Source organism: Aeromonas sp. FDAARGOS 1407, assembly GCF_019048725.1.
Classification (GTDB): domain Bacteria; phylum Pseudomonadota; class Gammaproteobacteria; order Enterobacterales; family Aeromonadaceae; genus Aeromonas; species Aeromonas enteropelogenes.
Genome location: NZ_CP077399.1, coordinates 3624638 through 3640191 on the forward strand (window position 1 = coordinate 3624638; position 15554 = coordinate 3640191).

A 15554-nucleotide genomic window follows, 5' to 3' on the forward strand; every position below is an offset into this window, starting at 1 on the left:
GGCTCTGATCTCTACTGCATCTGAAGCAAGCTGGCTTCACGCCATTCACCTTGCTCATCCAATCCGTTGCAGATACGGATCACTGGAGCCATCCCGTCCTCTTCCTACCAACTTGTTACCGGCTTGCCGCCATATTTCTCTGGATGGCCGAGTGAACTCTCACTCACCAGCAAGACTGCCATGCATAACCTCATCGGCAGGGACGAAAACGGCATGAATCGCGTTTTAGAGTGATTGGCGTCGCATATTTTTGCGTAAAAAAACGAAAATAAATTTTATGGGATCCTGACAAGGTAAAAACCATCTCCCTGCTGGCATCGTTGACGTAATAAAAGGAGATTTTTACGTCATGACCTGTTTCTCGACTATGTTTCTCAATTTTTCAAATCAGGGAGGCGGTGAGAATGAACAAGTCAACGTTGGGGTTGCTGTTACTATCATGCTGGACCGCCTTGCCAATAGCGGCAAATACCACTGAGGTGACCATTGCCGGATGGGGTGGTAACGATGTCGTGGTTGTCAACAAATTAGTCAGTGAAGTCATGGTCGATGAACTCAAACGCGCAGGTATCACGGTCAAATATCTGCCTATTGAAGGCGACTTCTCTCAATATATTATCAACTCACTATCGGCCAATACGGCACCAGATGCATTTTATATTGATACGGTATTTGCCACGCCACTGATCAATTCTGGCAAGGTCGCTGCAATCGGCCCCTCACTCAAAATACTGTCCGAGTCTATTATTCCAAACTTGAACCAGGCCTTCAGCGCAGGGAAACTGTACGGTATCGCCAAAGACTTCAACACCCTTGCCTTGCTATACAATAAAGATGTCTTTGATGATGCCAAAGTAGCCTATCCCACGGATGACGATAATTGGGATCAGTTACGTGAAAAATTACTTGCCGTCCAGGCCGCACTAGGAACAGAAGTATCAGGCATCTGTATTATTCCTGATTACAACCGCTTCGCCCCTTTTGCCTTGGCAACAGGTTGGAAACCCTTCAATGAAAACGGCAAAACCATTCTGGATGCCAATTTCGAACGGGCCTTTACGTTTTATACTGGTTTGGTAACCAAAGATAAGGTCGGCATTTTATCAACCGACCTGGGGCAAATCTGGAGCGGTGGCTGTTTCGCTACTGAAAAAACGGCCATTACCTTTGAAGGCAACTGGATCAGTGGTTATCTCCGTGACAATGCGAACAACCTCCTCTATGGCACCACCCTGATGCCAAAAGACCCGGTCTCAGGTCAGCGCGGTAATCTGCTCTTTAGCGTCGCCTGGGGGCTCAATGCCAACAGCAAAAACATGGAGGCAACTGAAAAAGCGGTGCAAATCCTGACCAGTAAAAAGGCCCAGGAGTGGGTCCTGGATTCAGGTCTGGCCCTACCAAGCCGTCAAGATCTGGCCAACTCGCCTTATTTCTCCAAAACCGACCCATCCAATCAACTCGCCAAAAAAATCTTTGATGGTGCCAGTCGAGGTTATATCGAGCCTTACGCCTTCGATGAGTATGGTTTGGCATGGTCAACCCCCATCAATGAAGCACTGACGGCCGTGCTGTTGGGTCCGATGGAGCCAGCGCAGGCGATTAAAATCGCCCAACAAAAATACGATGCGATGGCTGAAAAAAGGAGCATGAAGTGAATTCGCTCAAACGGAATCAACAGATCTATGGATGGCTTCTGATAGGGCCTTTCTTGCTGACACTGGTCATTTTCTTTTTATACGCGCTCATTCGCACCCTCTATTTCAGCTTCACCGAATATGACTTGTTCAATGAAGCAGTCTTGGTTGGACTTGCCAACTTCAAAAATCTATTGAGTGATAATCTGTTTTTAACCGCGCTATCAAATACAATCTGGTTTTCATTATTTGTTACTGTTGTACAAACAGTGCTTGCATTGTCTCTTGCCATTTTGGTGAACAACAAGGTTCATGGACAAAGCTTTTTCAAGGTCGCTTTCTATTTACCCTGCGTATTATCAAGCGCGGCTGTCACCATTATCTTCATCTGGATATATCAAAAGAAAGGTTTTCTCAACGGACTTATCAGTGACATCTTCAGCTATGCCCCATACATAGTGACCTTCCTCCTCTGTGCGTTCATTATTCAGTTGATGCTGGTAATGCGTGATCGCAGACGTGGCTTACCCGCCGGTATATGTGAACCTGCGTGGGCTTTTTTAGCCTGCCTCATTGCGGCTATGGTTACATTAACTCTCGCTGGCTTTGGCCTCATTAGTGAAACAAAACAGATTATTGAAATAAACTGGCTGAACACTCATGAAAAAATCGGACCAATGCCGCTGACCTTGTGGGCGATTGTCATCCAAAATATCTACACGACTATCCCCACTTTCATGTTGCTATTTCTTGCCGGGCTGCAAGGCATTCCTGACGAATTATATGAAGCAGCCTATATCGATGGTGCCAATAGATTTCAACAGCACTGGTACATCACGATTCCACAAATAGCACCTGTGACTTTCGTGGTCATCACCTTCAGTATCATCGGTACCTTGCAGATGTTTGATCAAGTAGCACTGATGGGTACCTCTGCCCCCATTGCCCCCCTCGAATCGCGGATCACCATGGCCTATTACGTCTATCACAATACCTTTCCGCCAGGGGAGACACCGCAAATCGGCATGGCCAGCGCTGCCGCCACGGTATTGGCGCTGCTGACACTGGTCGTGGTCTATTTGCAAAAGACTTTCGGTGTAAAGGAGAAGGTAAATGCCTGATTGGGATGTGGCACAAAACAACGACAAAATCGATGCCGCCAACAGGGCGCAGATTGCCCAATTTCATGCCCGACGTCGTTGGGCCAAGGTCGCTTGGGTCTATGGGATCCTGTTGATGGTCGCGACCTTGATGTTGGGAACCTTCGTGGTGGCCTTCCTCGCCAGCCTCAAAGATGATTCGCTGGAGCAGCCATTTCACTTCAACTTTGCCCAAGTCCAGCCCGCTAACTGGGTGGCCGCTTATCAATTGGGAAGAGATGGGGCCCAGGCACCCTTCTTTGGTGGCTTTGCTCCTGGCGCCGACATCAAGTTCACCGTGACCTATGCCGCCAAAATCGGGACACCGTTAACGGAACCTCAAATCGAAGTACCACGCCGCCGCCCTGGCGCCGGCATGGCTGCCGTGACCGCCAAAGATTTTGCCGCCGACTATGCCATCGTCAGTTCGCCACAACTGATAGACAACCAACGCCGAGTCAAATTTATCCAGCGCCGCGGCCAAATAGAGACCAGTACAGAGGGCAATAGCAAGACTTGGGCGTTTACTATCAAATATCGGGGTCATGGTCCCGAGATAGCTACCCTCCCCCTGAATATCAGAGCCCCAGTTTCTCAGGTGTTGATCGACAGCACCCTGGCTCCGAGCCGCATGGAACGTCGCGGGCGGATCGCGGTCTGGGATAATGTGGCTCCCGGCGTGATTGGCTATGTATTTCGCTCTTATGTGCGGGTCATCACTGAATCTGTGAGCCTTGACACCGGCAAGAGTCTGTTTATGAGCTGGACCCTCAACTCATTCCTGATTGCGTTCGGGAAAGTGCTGTTGACCCTGTTTTTTGCCTGCACTGCGGGTTATGCCCTGGCACGTCTCAAATTCACCGGGGCGCGCGCCATATTCGCCTTCATGCTATTAAGCACCATGCTCCCTGGGCAGGTTACCTTCATTTCCAACTACTTGATTTACAACAATATAGGCTTGCTCAACACCCCATGGGCTGTCATCACGGCAGTGGTGGCATCTGTGCAGGTGCTGATAATGAAACAGTTTTTTGAAAGTATTCCAAAAGAGCTTGAAGAGGCCGCAATTATTGATGGTGCGAGTCCCTTTATTATCTTGTGGAAAATTTTTATCCCGCTCGCAAAACCAGCCATATTGGCCGTCACCATTTTAGGATTCCAAGGGGCATGGAATGATTTTTTCTGGCCCCTGGTCGTGATTAACAGTCCGCCAGAAGCCTTTACCCTTCCCGTTGGTTTGCTCAGCCTGCGCAACTCCTATGGTGCAGTGGGTGATTGGGAATCCATTCTTGCGGGAGCATTTCTCTCAACTATTCCCATATTGGTCGTGTTTATCATTTTTCAGCGTCACTTCGTCGGCAACGCAATGTCTTCCGCAGTAAAAGGTTAGGATGAGGGTTCTCCATCATGTTCATGCGCTACGATGCCGGGCAAGCAGAACTGAAAAATTGGGTTATTGAAGAGACACAGTTCAAGCCCGCTTATCAGGGGAAATGCGAAGTGCTCATGAGCCAGGGTAATGGCTATATGAGCGCACGCAGTGCCACAGAAGAAAAGTATGTCGGCCAGACGCGCAATTTCTTTGTTGCAGGCACCTTCAACAAGTTTGACCAAGCAGAAGTTACCGAACTGCCAAATGCCGCCGATATGAGTGCCATTGAAATATTTATCGATGGTGAGCGGTTTCATCTTGAACAAGGCAAGGTTGCTAATTACTCCCGACGCCTCAATGTAAAAAACGGTGAACTCATTCGTGACTTTACCTGGACCAGCCCAGGCAATAAGCGCTTTCACCTGTGCTTTCGTCGCTTTATCTCCATGGTGGATCTGCATCTGATAGCGTTTTCCGTGCACATCGAGGCCATCGATAGCGACGCCGAGGTGGAGATCCATTCAGGGATTGATGCCCAGCTCACCAACTCGGGGGCACAACACTTCCACGAAGGCGAAAAGCGCTTCTATGACAAGCGCTATGTCGAACTGCTGCAACGCACCACCGAAAGCGGCATCGACTTTGTGTTTGTCACTACCCATCGCTATGAACTCAACGGTCGCGAGCTTGAGCTGACTCCAACACTCGTCATGGCACGCCGCAAGGTGTGGACCGGCATCAGATGCGAGTTAAAGGCGGGTGACACCTTTGGCCTCGACAAGCTGGGGATCGTGCACACATCCCGTGACAAGGAGTTCGATACGCCAGGTTATAAGCTGCAAGCCCTGCGCGATCACACCTTGGCCCACCTCAAAGCGTGCGCGAAACAGCGCTTCGATGTCCTGCTCGCGGCCAGTGAGAACGAATGGGCAAAATGCTGGAACAGCATGGATATCACCATTGTCGGACCTGATGTTGACCAACTGGCGATACGCTTTGCCCTCTATCAGCTAAACATCTTCTGCCCGATGCATGACACCCGTTTCAGCATAGGGGCCAAGGGACTCTCTGGTGAGGGGTACAAGGGGCACACTTTCTGGGATACAGAAGTGTTTATGCTGCCATTTTTCACCTACACCATGCCCGACGTTGCCCGTGGTCTACTGACGTATCGCTACCGAACGCTGCCTGAGGGGCGTAAAAAAGCCCGCGCCAATGGCTATCTGGGCGTGCAGTTCCCGTGGGAATCAGCCCTGACGGGTGAGGAGGTCACCCCTATATGGGGGGCGGTAGACATAATAACGGGTCAATCCACCAAAATATGGTCTGGATTTATTGAACAACATATCACCTGTGATATCGCCAATGCCGTATGGCAATATTACCAGCTCTCCGGCGATCAGCTATTCATGGATGAGATGGGTTATGAAATTATATTCGATACAGCTACCTTCTGGTGCAGCCGCCTCGACTGGCTAGAAGATCGCAATATGTGGGGCATCTGTAACGTCATCGGGCCGGATGAGTACAAAGAGCATGTTGATAATAATGCATTTACCAATTATATGGCGGCAGAGAATATCCGATTGGCAATCCGCTGCTACGATACACTGTCAATGGATAACCCGGTGCTGCTGGCCAAGCTCAATGCCAATCTGACTCTCGACCCTACTCTTTGGCGAAAACGAGTCGATAATATCTATCTTCCCCAACCACGAACGGAAGACAAGGTCATTGCGCAAGATGATACCTACCTGCAAAAAGCGATCATCGATCTGACCAAATACAAGCAACAGCCATTTGTCGGAGGCCTTTTTCAGGACTATAACCTGGATCAAGTGAACCAGATTCAAGTTTCCAAGCAGGCCGACATCATGATGCTGTTTTTCCTGCTGGGGTCCATGTTTGACCTGGAAACCAAATTGGCCAACTGGAATTATTATGAACCAAAGACCCTGCATGACTCTTCCCTGAGTCTCTCAACCCATTGCGTACTGGCTGCCGACATGGGTCACACAGAATACGCCTACCAACTGTTTCGCCAGGCGGCCACCATTGATCTTGGCCAAAACATGAAAAGTTCCGATCACGGTATTCATGCTGCCTCCATGGGGGGAACCTGGCAATGCGTAGTACTCGGCTTTGGCGGAGTCCGTTTGCTGGATGATAAGTTGTGCATCAAACCAAATTTACCCAGAGAGTGGCAACAAATTAACTTCCCGCTGTTTTATAAAGGTCAACGTTTGGAAATAAGCGTGGATCATAAAACTATCTCTATTCACCGCCAACCCGGCAAGTCCCTCTCCATTGAAATAGCCGGTCAAGACCGCACTATTGACAGCACTGAGGTAATATTCCATGTGTAAGGCATTTATTTTTGATCTGGATGGCGTCATCACCGATACGGCTGAATTGCACTTTCAAGCTTGGTTGCGTATGGCAAATGAAGAGGGTTATTACTTCGATCGCAAGATCAATGAGCAACTGCGGGGCGTTTCTCGCCGGACATCGCTATCCATTATTCTGGCTGGTACCAAACTCTCTGAAATACAGACGACCGTGTTGATGGCTCGCAAGAATAAATATTACCTGGAGCAATTGGAAAGTCTTTCTGAAAAAGACATTTTACCAGGTATTCGTTCTTTATTGCTGGAACTAAACGCCCGAGGAATTAAAGTCGCAGTGGCTTCCGCGAGCAAGAATGCGCGCTACGTTCTATATCAGTTGGGCCTCATTCCACTATTCGATGCTATTTGTGACGGTTGGTCTGTAGTTCGCAGCAAACCAGAGCCAGACATTTTTATTTATGCGGCTGGACAATTGAGAGTCAATACCTGTGATTGCATTGTTATGGAAGATGCCGAGGCTGGTATTCATGCAGCCAGAGCTGCCGGTATGCAGGTTGTGGGGATAGGTCCGAGAGCGCGAGTTGGCCAGGCCGACTGGCATTTTAATGACACTGCAACATTTGACCTTACCACTGTGCTCGAAAACGCGGAGCCAAATATGATGCCGGGATAATTCAACCGTTCATGCAGTCGATAACCATAAGGATAAAGATATGGCCAAGCTGGAACTAAGCAATATCAATAAGATTTATCCTGACGGCACCCATGTCATCAAGGATGCAAATCTGACTATCGAAGAGGGTCAATTCACGGTATTTGTTGGTCCTTCCGGCTGTGGCAAATCAACCATGCTACGCATGATTGCCGGGCTGGAGGAGATAAGTTCCGGACATATGAGCCTTGATGGAGCAACAATCAATGATCTGTCACCCACTGCTCGTGGCATTGGCATGGTTTTCCAATCCTATGCGCTCTACCCTCACATGACAGTTTATGAAAATATTGCCTTTGGTCTAAGAATGGCAAAGAGCAGCCGTGAGCAGATTCAAACCCGAGTCAAGCGTGTTGCCGATATGCTGGAGCTCAGCAGTTTGCTCAAACAGCGGCCCAGCCAATTATCGGGTGGACAACGTCAACGAGTTGCCATTGGTCGGGCAATTGCCCGGGACCCCAGACTCTTTTTATTAGATGAGCCTTTGTCCAATCTTGATGCATCACTGCGAGTACGGATGCGGCGACAGTTGTCCGAATATCATAAAAAACTCAATTCAACCATTATTTATGTTACCCACGACCAAGTCGAGGCGATGACACTGGCAGATAGAATAGTGGTACTGAATGAAGGAGTGATTGAGCAAGTCGGCTCACCATTGGATATCTACTATTTCCCACAGACGTTATTTGTGGCGGGGTTTATCGGCTCACCAAAAATGAATTTATTGCCAGCAACTCTCAACGCTACCCGACCCGGTAAAGCTAGCGTTATGGTAGGTAATCATTCATTCGACGTTGATGTAGACCTTGGATTATCCACTGCTACTACAGGGGCCATGATGACATTGGGAATTCGCCCGGAGGATATTCATATTGATGATCACGGAGTGACTACCATGATTGAAGGTATAGAGCGACTGGGAACAGAGTCACTGATTTATACCCGCTTGGAGAGCAGGGCGGGAGCACACTTTGTTGATATTTTAACCAAAGAATAACTGAGCCCGATAGTCGTCATTCCAGCCGGCTCTTTTTAGCTTGTTTCTCTGACTTCGAGCACCACAATTGCTCTGTTTTACGATATTCAATACGAACCGCCGGAATAGCGCCATATTCTCGACCGCATCCTCCATCGCTATCCTGGAAGCATCCTCGTTGAACACCACATCAAGAATGTAATGCTGGCTGTTCTCTATCCGCCAGTGCTGCCGTATATAGTGCCCTAGCAGCTTGTGCTTGGGGGATAACGAGCTGACATAGTAAGAGGTATCTACCGTTCCTTTTCCGTTGGCGCTGCGGTGACGCTCAACGGCAATGATGCTGCGGATTGTCGGCCATTTCTCCGTCAACTCTGGCGGTAATTTGGCTTTTAATTGAAACACATAACGCTCTTCCTGGCGGCCATGTCCACTCTCTTTGTGCTCGACGACAATCTTCTCTTTCTGGGCGTCAAACAGTGACTGGAATTGCGATTGAACCGCTTGATACAGCTTCGGTTGATTATTCTTGACCTGTACCACTACATGAGCCTTCTTCTCGCTGATTTTCTCCAGTGTCTCACGCTGACAATGCAACGCATCGAGTGTGACAACGGCTCCTTTTAGCTCAAGAATGTCCAGCATATCTTTGACGGTTTCGATTTCCCCCTTCTTGTTAGGGGTTGCTTTCTGGCTTAACACCAGCCCATTTTCGGTATCGTAAGCCGTGACCAACTGAAGCGCATCCTTGGCATTTCCCCGAAAGGAGCCGCGTAACACCTTGCCATCAAAGGCAATGATGGGTTTGCCCTGATGAGTGCGCTGTTCATTGACCCAGCACAGCAACGCTTCAAGCAAGGTATCGATGACAATGCAGCGCAGAATGCGGGCAACCGTGTGACGCCGCGGGATGCCGTTGGCAAAGGGGCGATGCTGACGCAGCCAATCGATCTTTGAATCGCCATAGGTTTCGATGTCATTCCAGCCCTCGGCACCACTCATGATGGCACTGATGACAAGGAACATGACATCAACCAGGTTATGTTTACGATTGATCTCAGAGCGAGTTTCTTCGACAAGGGTAAGGTGTTCAATCAACGTCATAGCGCGTGCCTCCTGCATGGAGACGCGATTAGATCACAGACGATCTGCCTGTTCAAATTTCATTAACAAAGTGCGATCCCGCCCTGGCTTGGAGAGGAGTGATCATAAACTGCTGATCCGTGTGCCTGGTACCGTTCAACATTCAGTCAATCAGAACCTGAAAATTCAAATCTCTGCAGAAAAATGTCATTTATTCAATAATAAAGGTATCGCATTTAAAAGATGCCTGAGCATGACACAGCCGATCACGCCGGGGGCGAGTATGAGTTGATTCTTGGTTATTCAGTTATCCTCCAGATTAAATAACATGGCATAACCTATTATTACAGGCCACGTTGTTGTTACCACAACTTGCATATTGACACACCAATAAAATCAATACTTAAAAAACGTTCAGGCTAGTTTGATACTCAGGAGCAAATCGATGAATTATTTCGCTTATGCTATTTTTGGCATTACTGGCTTACTATTTTATAACCAAGCGATAGCGGGTGCTGATAAAACTATACGAGATAACAAATTAAAAGCTCAAATAGAAGCGCTCAAACGTGAATACTCCATTGCCGAGTTAATGTCTGCCTTGGGAGAAAAACCAGAATCCGATTCCAGCTTCCACGGTTCGCTTGGCTCCAACGTTGAGGTGGAACATATAGAGCGAGAGGATGGCGTTACCGAAGGAAAAGTCAAAATAACGTTAGCCCAAGGTAATTTCCGTCATGATGATCTGCCTGGTTGGGATGTAGGATTTTATTCTGGCCGAGAAGAGTTATATAGTGGTCCCCTAACACATGCAGATTATAACCGTGGTGTTAATTCTATTAATGAAATTTACGCTAATCGTGCTTATAACACTGATGATGGATATTATGGCTGGGGAGTGAAATTAGCACAAGAGAGTCTGGATAAACGAACAATGCCAGAGGTTAAAATTTTCGGTGGTTATAACATTAGTGACAATCTTACTTTTAATGGTTATGGACTTTATCAAATTCAGTATAAGCGAAATACTGGTGACTTTTCTTACTGGGAAATTGAACCAGGCCTTGCCTATAAACTATCAGAGCGCAGTGGCATATGGCTTAATTTTCGCTATCAAGAGGGATTATGGTCACCAAAGGCTGGTGACCAGGAACAGGAAAATGAAACAGAGTGGTTTATTAAACCAGGTGTATTTTATAACTGGGGGGAATTGAGCGCTTCATTATGGGGAGAGTTTGGTGAATTTAAAAAGGACAATAATACAAACGGTAATAAAATATGGCGTGAAAAATATGCCAAGTATAGTTTGGCAACTAATCTAAAGTTAAATAGAAATTGGAGCTTATTTGGTGAATTTAGCTACAAGAATATCTCTTTTGATAATTATGGTGACAACCGGCGTTTCGGTGGTTATATTCCGTTGTTGATCATGGGTGTCAATTACAACTTCTAAATTCAAGCTGGCAGCCACACAAATTGACTGATTGATCCAAATGACGAGTTTCCCCAGCTTCTCGTCTGATGAGAATCGCTACCCATTACGCGCCAAAAAGCTGCTTGCCCCATCAGGGGGATGCACTGTCTTGAGAAAGCGGCATGCCTGTCCAGTTAATTGACTTGATTATCCGAGCCCAGGTCACTGCGCTCACACAGGCCTCACCGCCATCCCAACACTCTTCCTTACGCCAGTCGTTCGGCACGGGCCTGGATAACCGGCTCGGCAAAGGCGCCTTGCGCCGCAATGAGTTGCAACTCATAGGCATCGGCCCGCCAGGTCTCCTGCAGCACTCGATCCACCGCCGCATTGGTACGTTCAAAGGCACTCACCGCATCAAACCCTGCCTGCAGATTGGCCAGCATCAGGGCACTGATAAGATCCCCGACCCCCACCGGCTGGCGGGCAAACTCATAGAGCGGACGGGCGATGAGGTAATCCCCCTCGGAAGTGGCCAGCAGCATCTCGAAGCGGCCGGGGTCTTGGGCTGCCCGTCCAAGATGCTTGACCAGCACCATGTTCACGCCCCGGGCCAGCAACCTATGGGCGGCGGCACGGGTCTGGGCCAGATCCGTCAGATGGGTGTCGCACAAGGTCTCCAGCTCCAGCAGATTGGGGGCCATGATGTCGGCGACCGGCAATGCCTGTTCGGTGAGAAAACGGGTAACACCGGGGGCAACAATACATCCCTTCTCCGGATGGCCCATCACGGGATCGCAGAAATAGATGGCATTTGGATTGGCGGCTTTGACGGCCCGAACCACAGTCAGGATCTCATCCCCCTGCTCGGCCGATCCCAGATAGCCGCTCAGCACGGCGTCGCAGCGGCTTAGCACCTCGATATTGCCAAGCCCCTCGATCAGGGCGCTGATATGGCCGGCAGGCATCGCCATCCCCTGCCACCCCTGGGCATATTGGGTGTGGTTGGAAAATTGCACCGTGTTGATGGGCCACACCTCCATGCCGAGACGACGCATGGGAAACACGGCGGCGCTGTTGCCGGCACAGCCAAACACCACATGGGACTGGATTGAGAGAATGCGTTTCATCGGCACCACCACACAGAAGAGTCAGGAGAAAAAGCAATATATCGGATGAAGAGAGTGACGCACCACCACTCTCTGGCACGAACAACAAGAAAAATCGTCAACTGCAGACGAATTGACCAATTTGGCGCTTGCCAAGCGACATTCTGTAACGCTGCCTCGTGTTAACAGGCATTGAGTTGGGGAATGTCATTTCTTGTTTGATGGCATATGCGAGCAAAATATCACCACTGAATTTCAACGCTCCGGTCAACGTTGTCTACCAGCATGATGCCAGCTGGTGCGCACTTGCCCGCCCCGCCAAAACGGGGCGGATCAGAGTCTGCCCGCTATCAGGCGCAGGACGTGTTGAAGTGATAGACCCAGCCTTCGTCGCGGGCCATCCCGGCGGGTGGCATCACCAGAGGTGGCAATTGGCTCACCCTGCCAGCAGCGGCATATTGCAGCGCCATCAGGGCGCACAGGGCGGCGTCGTAACGATCTGTGCCTGCTACCACCCCCTCTGGCAGCAAGGCGGCCAGTTCGGGGCGCGCTGCCGAGGCCTTTCCTCCCTGTTTGGCCGGAGCCGGATAGACTTCCAGCACGGCGCGCTCGGCCCGCTCCTGCACCTTGGGAACCAGTTGCAGATCCGCGAGGTGGGGAAGCATGGAGAGGGCCAGGGTCGCGTTGTTGCCCAGGCGGTCGAAGGTGGCCGAGAGGGGCTTCTTGCCATACTGCTGGTGCAGCCAGCGCTCGCAGTCGCGATAGGCGTAAGGGTTGTCTATTTCACGCTCCGGCACGGCGCAGGAGAGCGTCTTGCCGGCAAGCAGATCTCCCAGCGCACGCGGGAAGGCGAGCGGCGCATCAATGCCAAGGGCTAGGTGCGAACAGGCTTCCACCTGCATCAGGGTCAGCTCGTTTTGCAGGGCCGGACGCAGCAAGGAAGCAAGATCCGGCGCCACCCGCGAGCTCAAACGAAACAGCGGCGAGACACCCAGCCAGTGCAGGGTGTCGCCTTGCGACCGCCATCCCACCACGGCGACCGCCTGGGCACTGCCCTGCCAGCCGCGCACATCCCAGCCAATTCCGATTGCGCTCATCTGCCCTGCCGTCATCTGTTACCTCTTCACCTGTCGCGGGTTCAAGGGGCACAGGGTAATCAGCGCCGGCCCTTAACGCAAAACGGATTATGCCGTCAGAAGGATTTCTGGAAATTCACCAGCGGCAGAATGGGGAATACGCCGTTCTCGGCATAGTTGGCCAGCCCGATCTGCAACCCGTCCAGATGCTTGGTCGCATTGACAAAGCCAATCTGGAAGGTGGTACGTTCGGCATAGTTAATGAAGCCGACGTTGGCCAGCGCATTGCCCCGGGCTATGTTGACGCCCCCCCAGTTGAGCCCTTTCACATTGTTGGTCAGGTTGACGAACCCCAGGTTGACGCCGGTATCCTGCCCGTCATGCCAGTTGACCGCGTTGATGGCCACCCCGCCAAACTGGTGGCGCACCCGCCCGGCCCCGAGAAAGACCCCAAGCTGCAAACCGGTAAACTGATCCACGTCGGAGAGAGCGAAGATCGGCAGGTCGATCCCCTTCACCTGCCCGGTACGGCCATAGAGAAGAGAGGCTCTCCCCCCTTCCACCTGATGGGACGCAGGCAGATTGACGCCGGGCAGGGAAAATTGCACTGGCGTACTGGCCTGGGCCACGCCACACAGGGTCAGTGCACCACAGGCGAGCAACACGCGGGAAGAAAAAGTCATGGGACGTTCCTTGAGTCATTTGAATAGTGTGAGGATCCTAACAACAAGCACAAATCAGCGCATACCGGGTCTGACGGGTTGCGTCACCATGCGTCCGATCAGGCGCGCTTCCATGAGCAGGACCACATATTTGAGGCCACTTTTTCCATCGTGAGACCGCCCTTCCCTTTCCTTGCCTGCCTGAACTGCCTAAAATGGCCGCCCTGCTGTTTCGGCATTCATCCATTTAGAGGATTTCCCATGGAAACGTTTCTGCTCGAAGGTCACCCCTTCGTTGCCTTGTGTGATCTGATCAAGCATCAGGGCTGGGCCGATTGCGGCGGCGCCGCCAAGGCGCTGATCGCCGAAGGTCTGGTGGAAGTGGACGGTCAGGTTGAAACCCGCAAGCGCTGCAAGATCGTGGCCGAGCAGGTGGTCAACTTCAATGGCATGAAGGTGGTGGTCAAAGAGGGAATGAGCCCGCAAATCGGCTGATCCCCGCCTTTGATGGAAGAGGCGCGCCCTCTTCCTTGAACTTAGCTGGCCTTGATCGAGAGCGTCAGCACGAAGCGCGCCATCGCCTCATCCCCGTTTAGCGACGGGCAGGTGGCCACCACCCGGATGGGGCGGTTGATGCGCTGACCACTCGCCAGCGACTCGTCAATCATGGCGTCGATCTCCTCCCCCGCTGCGCAGTCAAACTGCACATCCCCCTCGGGCCGCTTCAAAAATTCCCCCTGTACATCCTTGAAGGCAAAGTGCACCTTCTTGCGCCGCTGCCGCCCCTTCTCCATCACCAGCAGGCCACCCACCAGATCGGCGCCGGTCGCGAGCGCCCCGAAATACATGCTGCCGAGGTGATTGCGGGTACGCCAGCCCAGCGGGATACGAATGCGCAGCGCCCGCGCGTCCATCTGTTCGATGACAGGGGCACAAAATCCGATGACGGGAATATAGCGCCAGGCAAACAGCCGCAGCGACAGGTTGGCTTTCAAACGTTGCAAGTCCATATGCAAACTGATCCGATGAGTTGATGTAAACAACATGTTGCCAGCATGGCTCGCCGGATTCAAGGCAACTGCGACCACCTGCTATTCGCGGGGCGCTCTCACCGCCACCTGCCGCGGCTTCTGCTCGGGCAGCAGGCTCGCCATCTCCGCCAGGATGTAGTCGATGAAGAGGCGCGCCGCGTAGGAGAGCCCCTTCTTGCCGGGATAGACCAACCAGATGTTGTCGAGGGTGGTTTCATATTCCGGCAGCAGATCGATAAGCTCGCCGCTCTCGACGAACGACTTGACGATGATCTCCGGCAAGATGCCGATACCATCCCCCTGAAAAACCGCATGACGGATGTAATAGGAGCTGTTCGAGATCACCCTGCTGTGGATCACCACCTCGCCCCGATTGAAGATCAGCCGGTTGTCCAGCTGGCCATCCGGCAGTCGCAGGGTCAGCACATTGTGCCGGTGCAGGTCCTCGAGGGACTTAGGTCTGCCGTGCCGCTCTATATAGTGGGGGGTCGCATAGAGCTTGCGGGTGAAGGGCATGATGGGCCTGGCGACGAAGCTGCCATCGTTCACCACGCCGATATGGATGCTGGCATCCAGGCCGTAGTTGAAGATATCCCGGTAGCCGACGCCGCTCAGGTGCAGCTCTATATTGATCTTGGGGTATTTCTCCAAAAAGCGCTTGAGCAGATCGTGGATGAAGATGTCGGATTCATTGAGCAGGCCAATCTTGATGTTGCCGGTAGGCTCGTGACTCTGGGTCCGGATCTGCTCATGAGTGTGATCCAGCATGGGAATGATGTTTTGCAGGCTGTTGTAATACTCCAGCCCCACCGAAGTCATGGTCAGCCGGCGGGTTGTTCGGGTCAGCAGCTTCACATTCAGCTCGTCCTCGAGATCCTTTATCCGTCGGCTCACGTTGGAGCGCGGAATATTCAGCGCATCGGCGGCACTGGTAAAGCCCCCCAGCTCCACCACTGACAAAAACAGTTTGAGATCGTCGATCTTCATCTCGGCTC

The 15554-nt window shown here is 51.3% G+C and carries 14 protein-coding genes; 8 read left to right on the forward strand and 6 right to left on the reverse strand.

Annotated features, from left to right (window positions below; genetic code table 11):
- The first annotated feature begins 404 nt into the window (after positions 1-404).
- The 6 genes from I6L37_RS17060 to I6L37_RS17085 are packed head-to-tail and all read left to right on the forward strand — an operon-like array spanning position 405 to position 8205.
- Positions 405-1655, forward strand: a complete 1251-nt coding sequence (locus I6L37_RS17060) for an extracellular solute-binding protein (RefSeq protein WP_216992473.1) — start codon at positions 405-407, stop codon at positions 1653-1655.
- Positions 1652-2755, forward strand: coding sequence for a carbohydrate ABC transporter permease (locus tag I6L37_RS17065; protein ID WP_216992474.1), 1104 nt, complete (start codon positions 1652-1654; stop codon positions 2753-2755). The genes I6L37_RS17060 and I6L37_RS17065 overlap by 4 nt, the downstream gene beginning before the upstream one ends.
- Positions 2748-4163: a carbohydrate ABC transporter permease gene (locus I6L37_RS17070; protein WP_216992475.1), complete on the forward strand. Its 1416-nt coding sequence runs from the start codon at positions 2748-2750 to the stop codon at positions 4161-4163. The genes I6L37_RS17065 and I6L37_RS17070 overlap by 8 nt, the downstream gene beginning before the upstream one ends.
- A gap of 17 nt (positions 4164-4180) precedes the next feature.
- Positions 4181-6511, forward strand: a complete 2331-nt coding sequence (locus I6L37_RS17075) for a glycoside hydrolase family 65 protein (protein WP_216992476.1) — start codon at positions 4181-4183, stop codon at positions 6509-6511.
- Positions 6504-7166, forward strand: a complete 663-nt coding sequence (pgmB, locus tag I6L37_RS17080; RefSeq protein WP_216992477.1) for a beta-phosphoglucomutase — start codon at positions 6504-6506, stop codon at positions 7164-7166. Before I6L37_RS17075 ends, pgmB begins: the two co-directional genes overlap by 8 nt.
- Positions 7167-7206: 40 nt before the next feature.
- Complete coding sequence (locus tag I6L37_RS17085; protein WP_216992478.1) at positions 7207-8205, forward strand: ABC transporter ATP-binding protein; 999 nt, start codon at positions 7207-7209, stop codon at positions 8203-8205.
- Here the strand turns inward: I6L37_RS17085 and I6L37_RS17090 are convergent.
- Positions 8191-9288, reverse strand: coding sequence for an ISAs1-like element ISAs1 family transposase (locus tag I6L37_RS17090; RefSeq protein ID WP_010676219.1), 1098 nt, complete (start codon positions 9286-9288; stop codon positions 8191-8193). The two genes, I6L37_RS17085 and I6L37_RS17090, sit on opposite strands and share 15 nt — an antisense overlap.
- 424 nt (positions 9289-9712) lie before the next feature.
- Here I6L37_RS17090 and I6L37_RS17095 point away from each other — a divergent pair, with 424 nt between their 5' ends.
- A complete protein-coding gene (locus tag I6L37_RS17095) occupies positions 9713-10720 on the forward strand; it encodes an OmpG porin family protein (RefSeq protein WP_216992479.1) in 1008 nt (335 codons plus the stop codon).
- A gap of 227 nt (positions 10721-10947) precedes the next feature.
- Here the strand turns inward: I6L37_RS17095 and pdxY are convergent, their stop codons facing one another.
- From pdxY to I6L37_RS17110, 3 genes are all read right to left on the reverse strand, one after another.
- Complete coding sequence (pdxY, locus tag I6L37_RS17100; RefSeq protein WP_061477297.1) at positions 10948-11811, reverse strand: pyridoxal kinase PdxY; 864 nt, start codon at positions 11809-11811, stop codon at positions 10948-10950.
- A gap of 329 nt (positions 11812-12140) precedes the next feature.
- Positions 12141-12902 carry a DUF429 domain-containing protein gene (locus I6L37_RS17105; RefSeq protein WP_216992480.1) on the reverse strand — a complete coding sequence of 254 codons (762 nt, stop codon included), beginning with the start codon at positions 12900-12902 and terminating at the stop codon, positions 12141-12143.
- Positions 12903-12982: 80 nt separating this feature from the next.
- Entirely contained in the window at positions 12983-13549 is a 567-nt protein-coding gene (locus I6L37_RS17110; protein ID WP_216992481.1) for a phaC PHA synthase, read from the reverse strand.
- Positions 13550-13789: 240 nt separating this feature from the next.
- Between I6L37_RS17110 and ybcJ the strand changes: the two genes are divergently transcribed.
- Positions 13790-14023, forward strand: coding sequence for a ribosome-associated protein YbcJ (gene ybcJ, locus I6L37_RS17115; RefSeq protein ID WP_026457996.1), 234 nt, complete (start codon positions 13790-13792; stop codon positions 14021-14023).
- A 41-nt stretch (positions 14024-14064) separates the two neighbouring features.
- On the opposite strand, the gene I6L37_RS17120 is transcribed toward ybcJ, so the two are convergent.
- A complete protein-coding gene (locus I6L37_RS17120) occupies positions 14065-14538 on the reverse strand; it encodes a DUF4442 domain-containing protein (RefSeq protein ID WP_185378247.1) in 474 nt (157 codons plus the stop codon).
- An 81-nt stretch (positions 14539-14619) separates the two neighbouring features.
- Positions 14620-15546 (reverse strand): LysR family transcriptional regulator, encoded by a 927-nt coding sequence (locus tag I6L37_RS17125; protein WP_216992482.1) that lies wholly within the window; start codon positions 15544-15546, stop codon positions 14620-14622.
- Between the last annotated feature and the right edge of the window lie 8 nt (positions 15547-15554).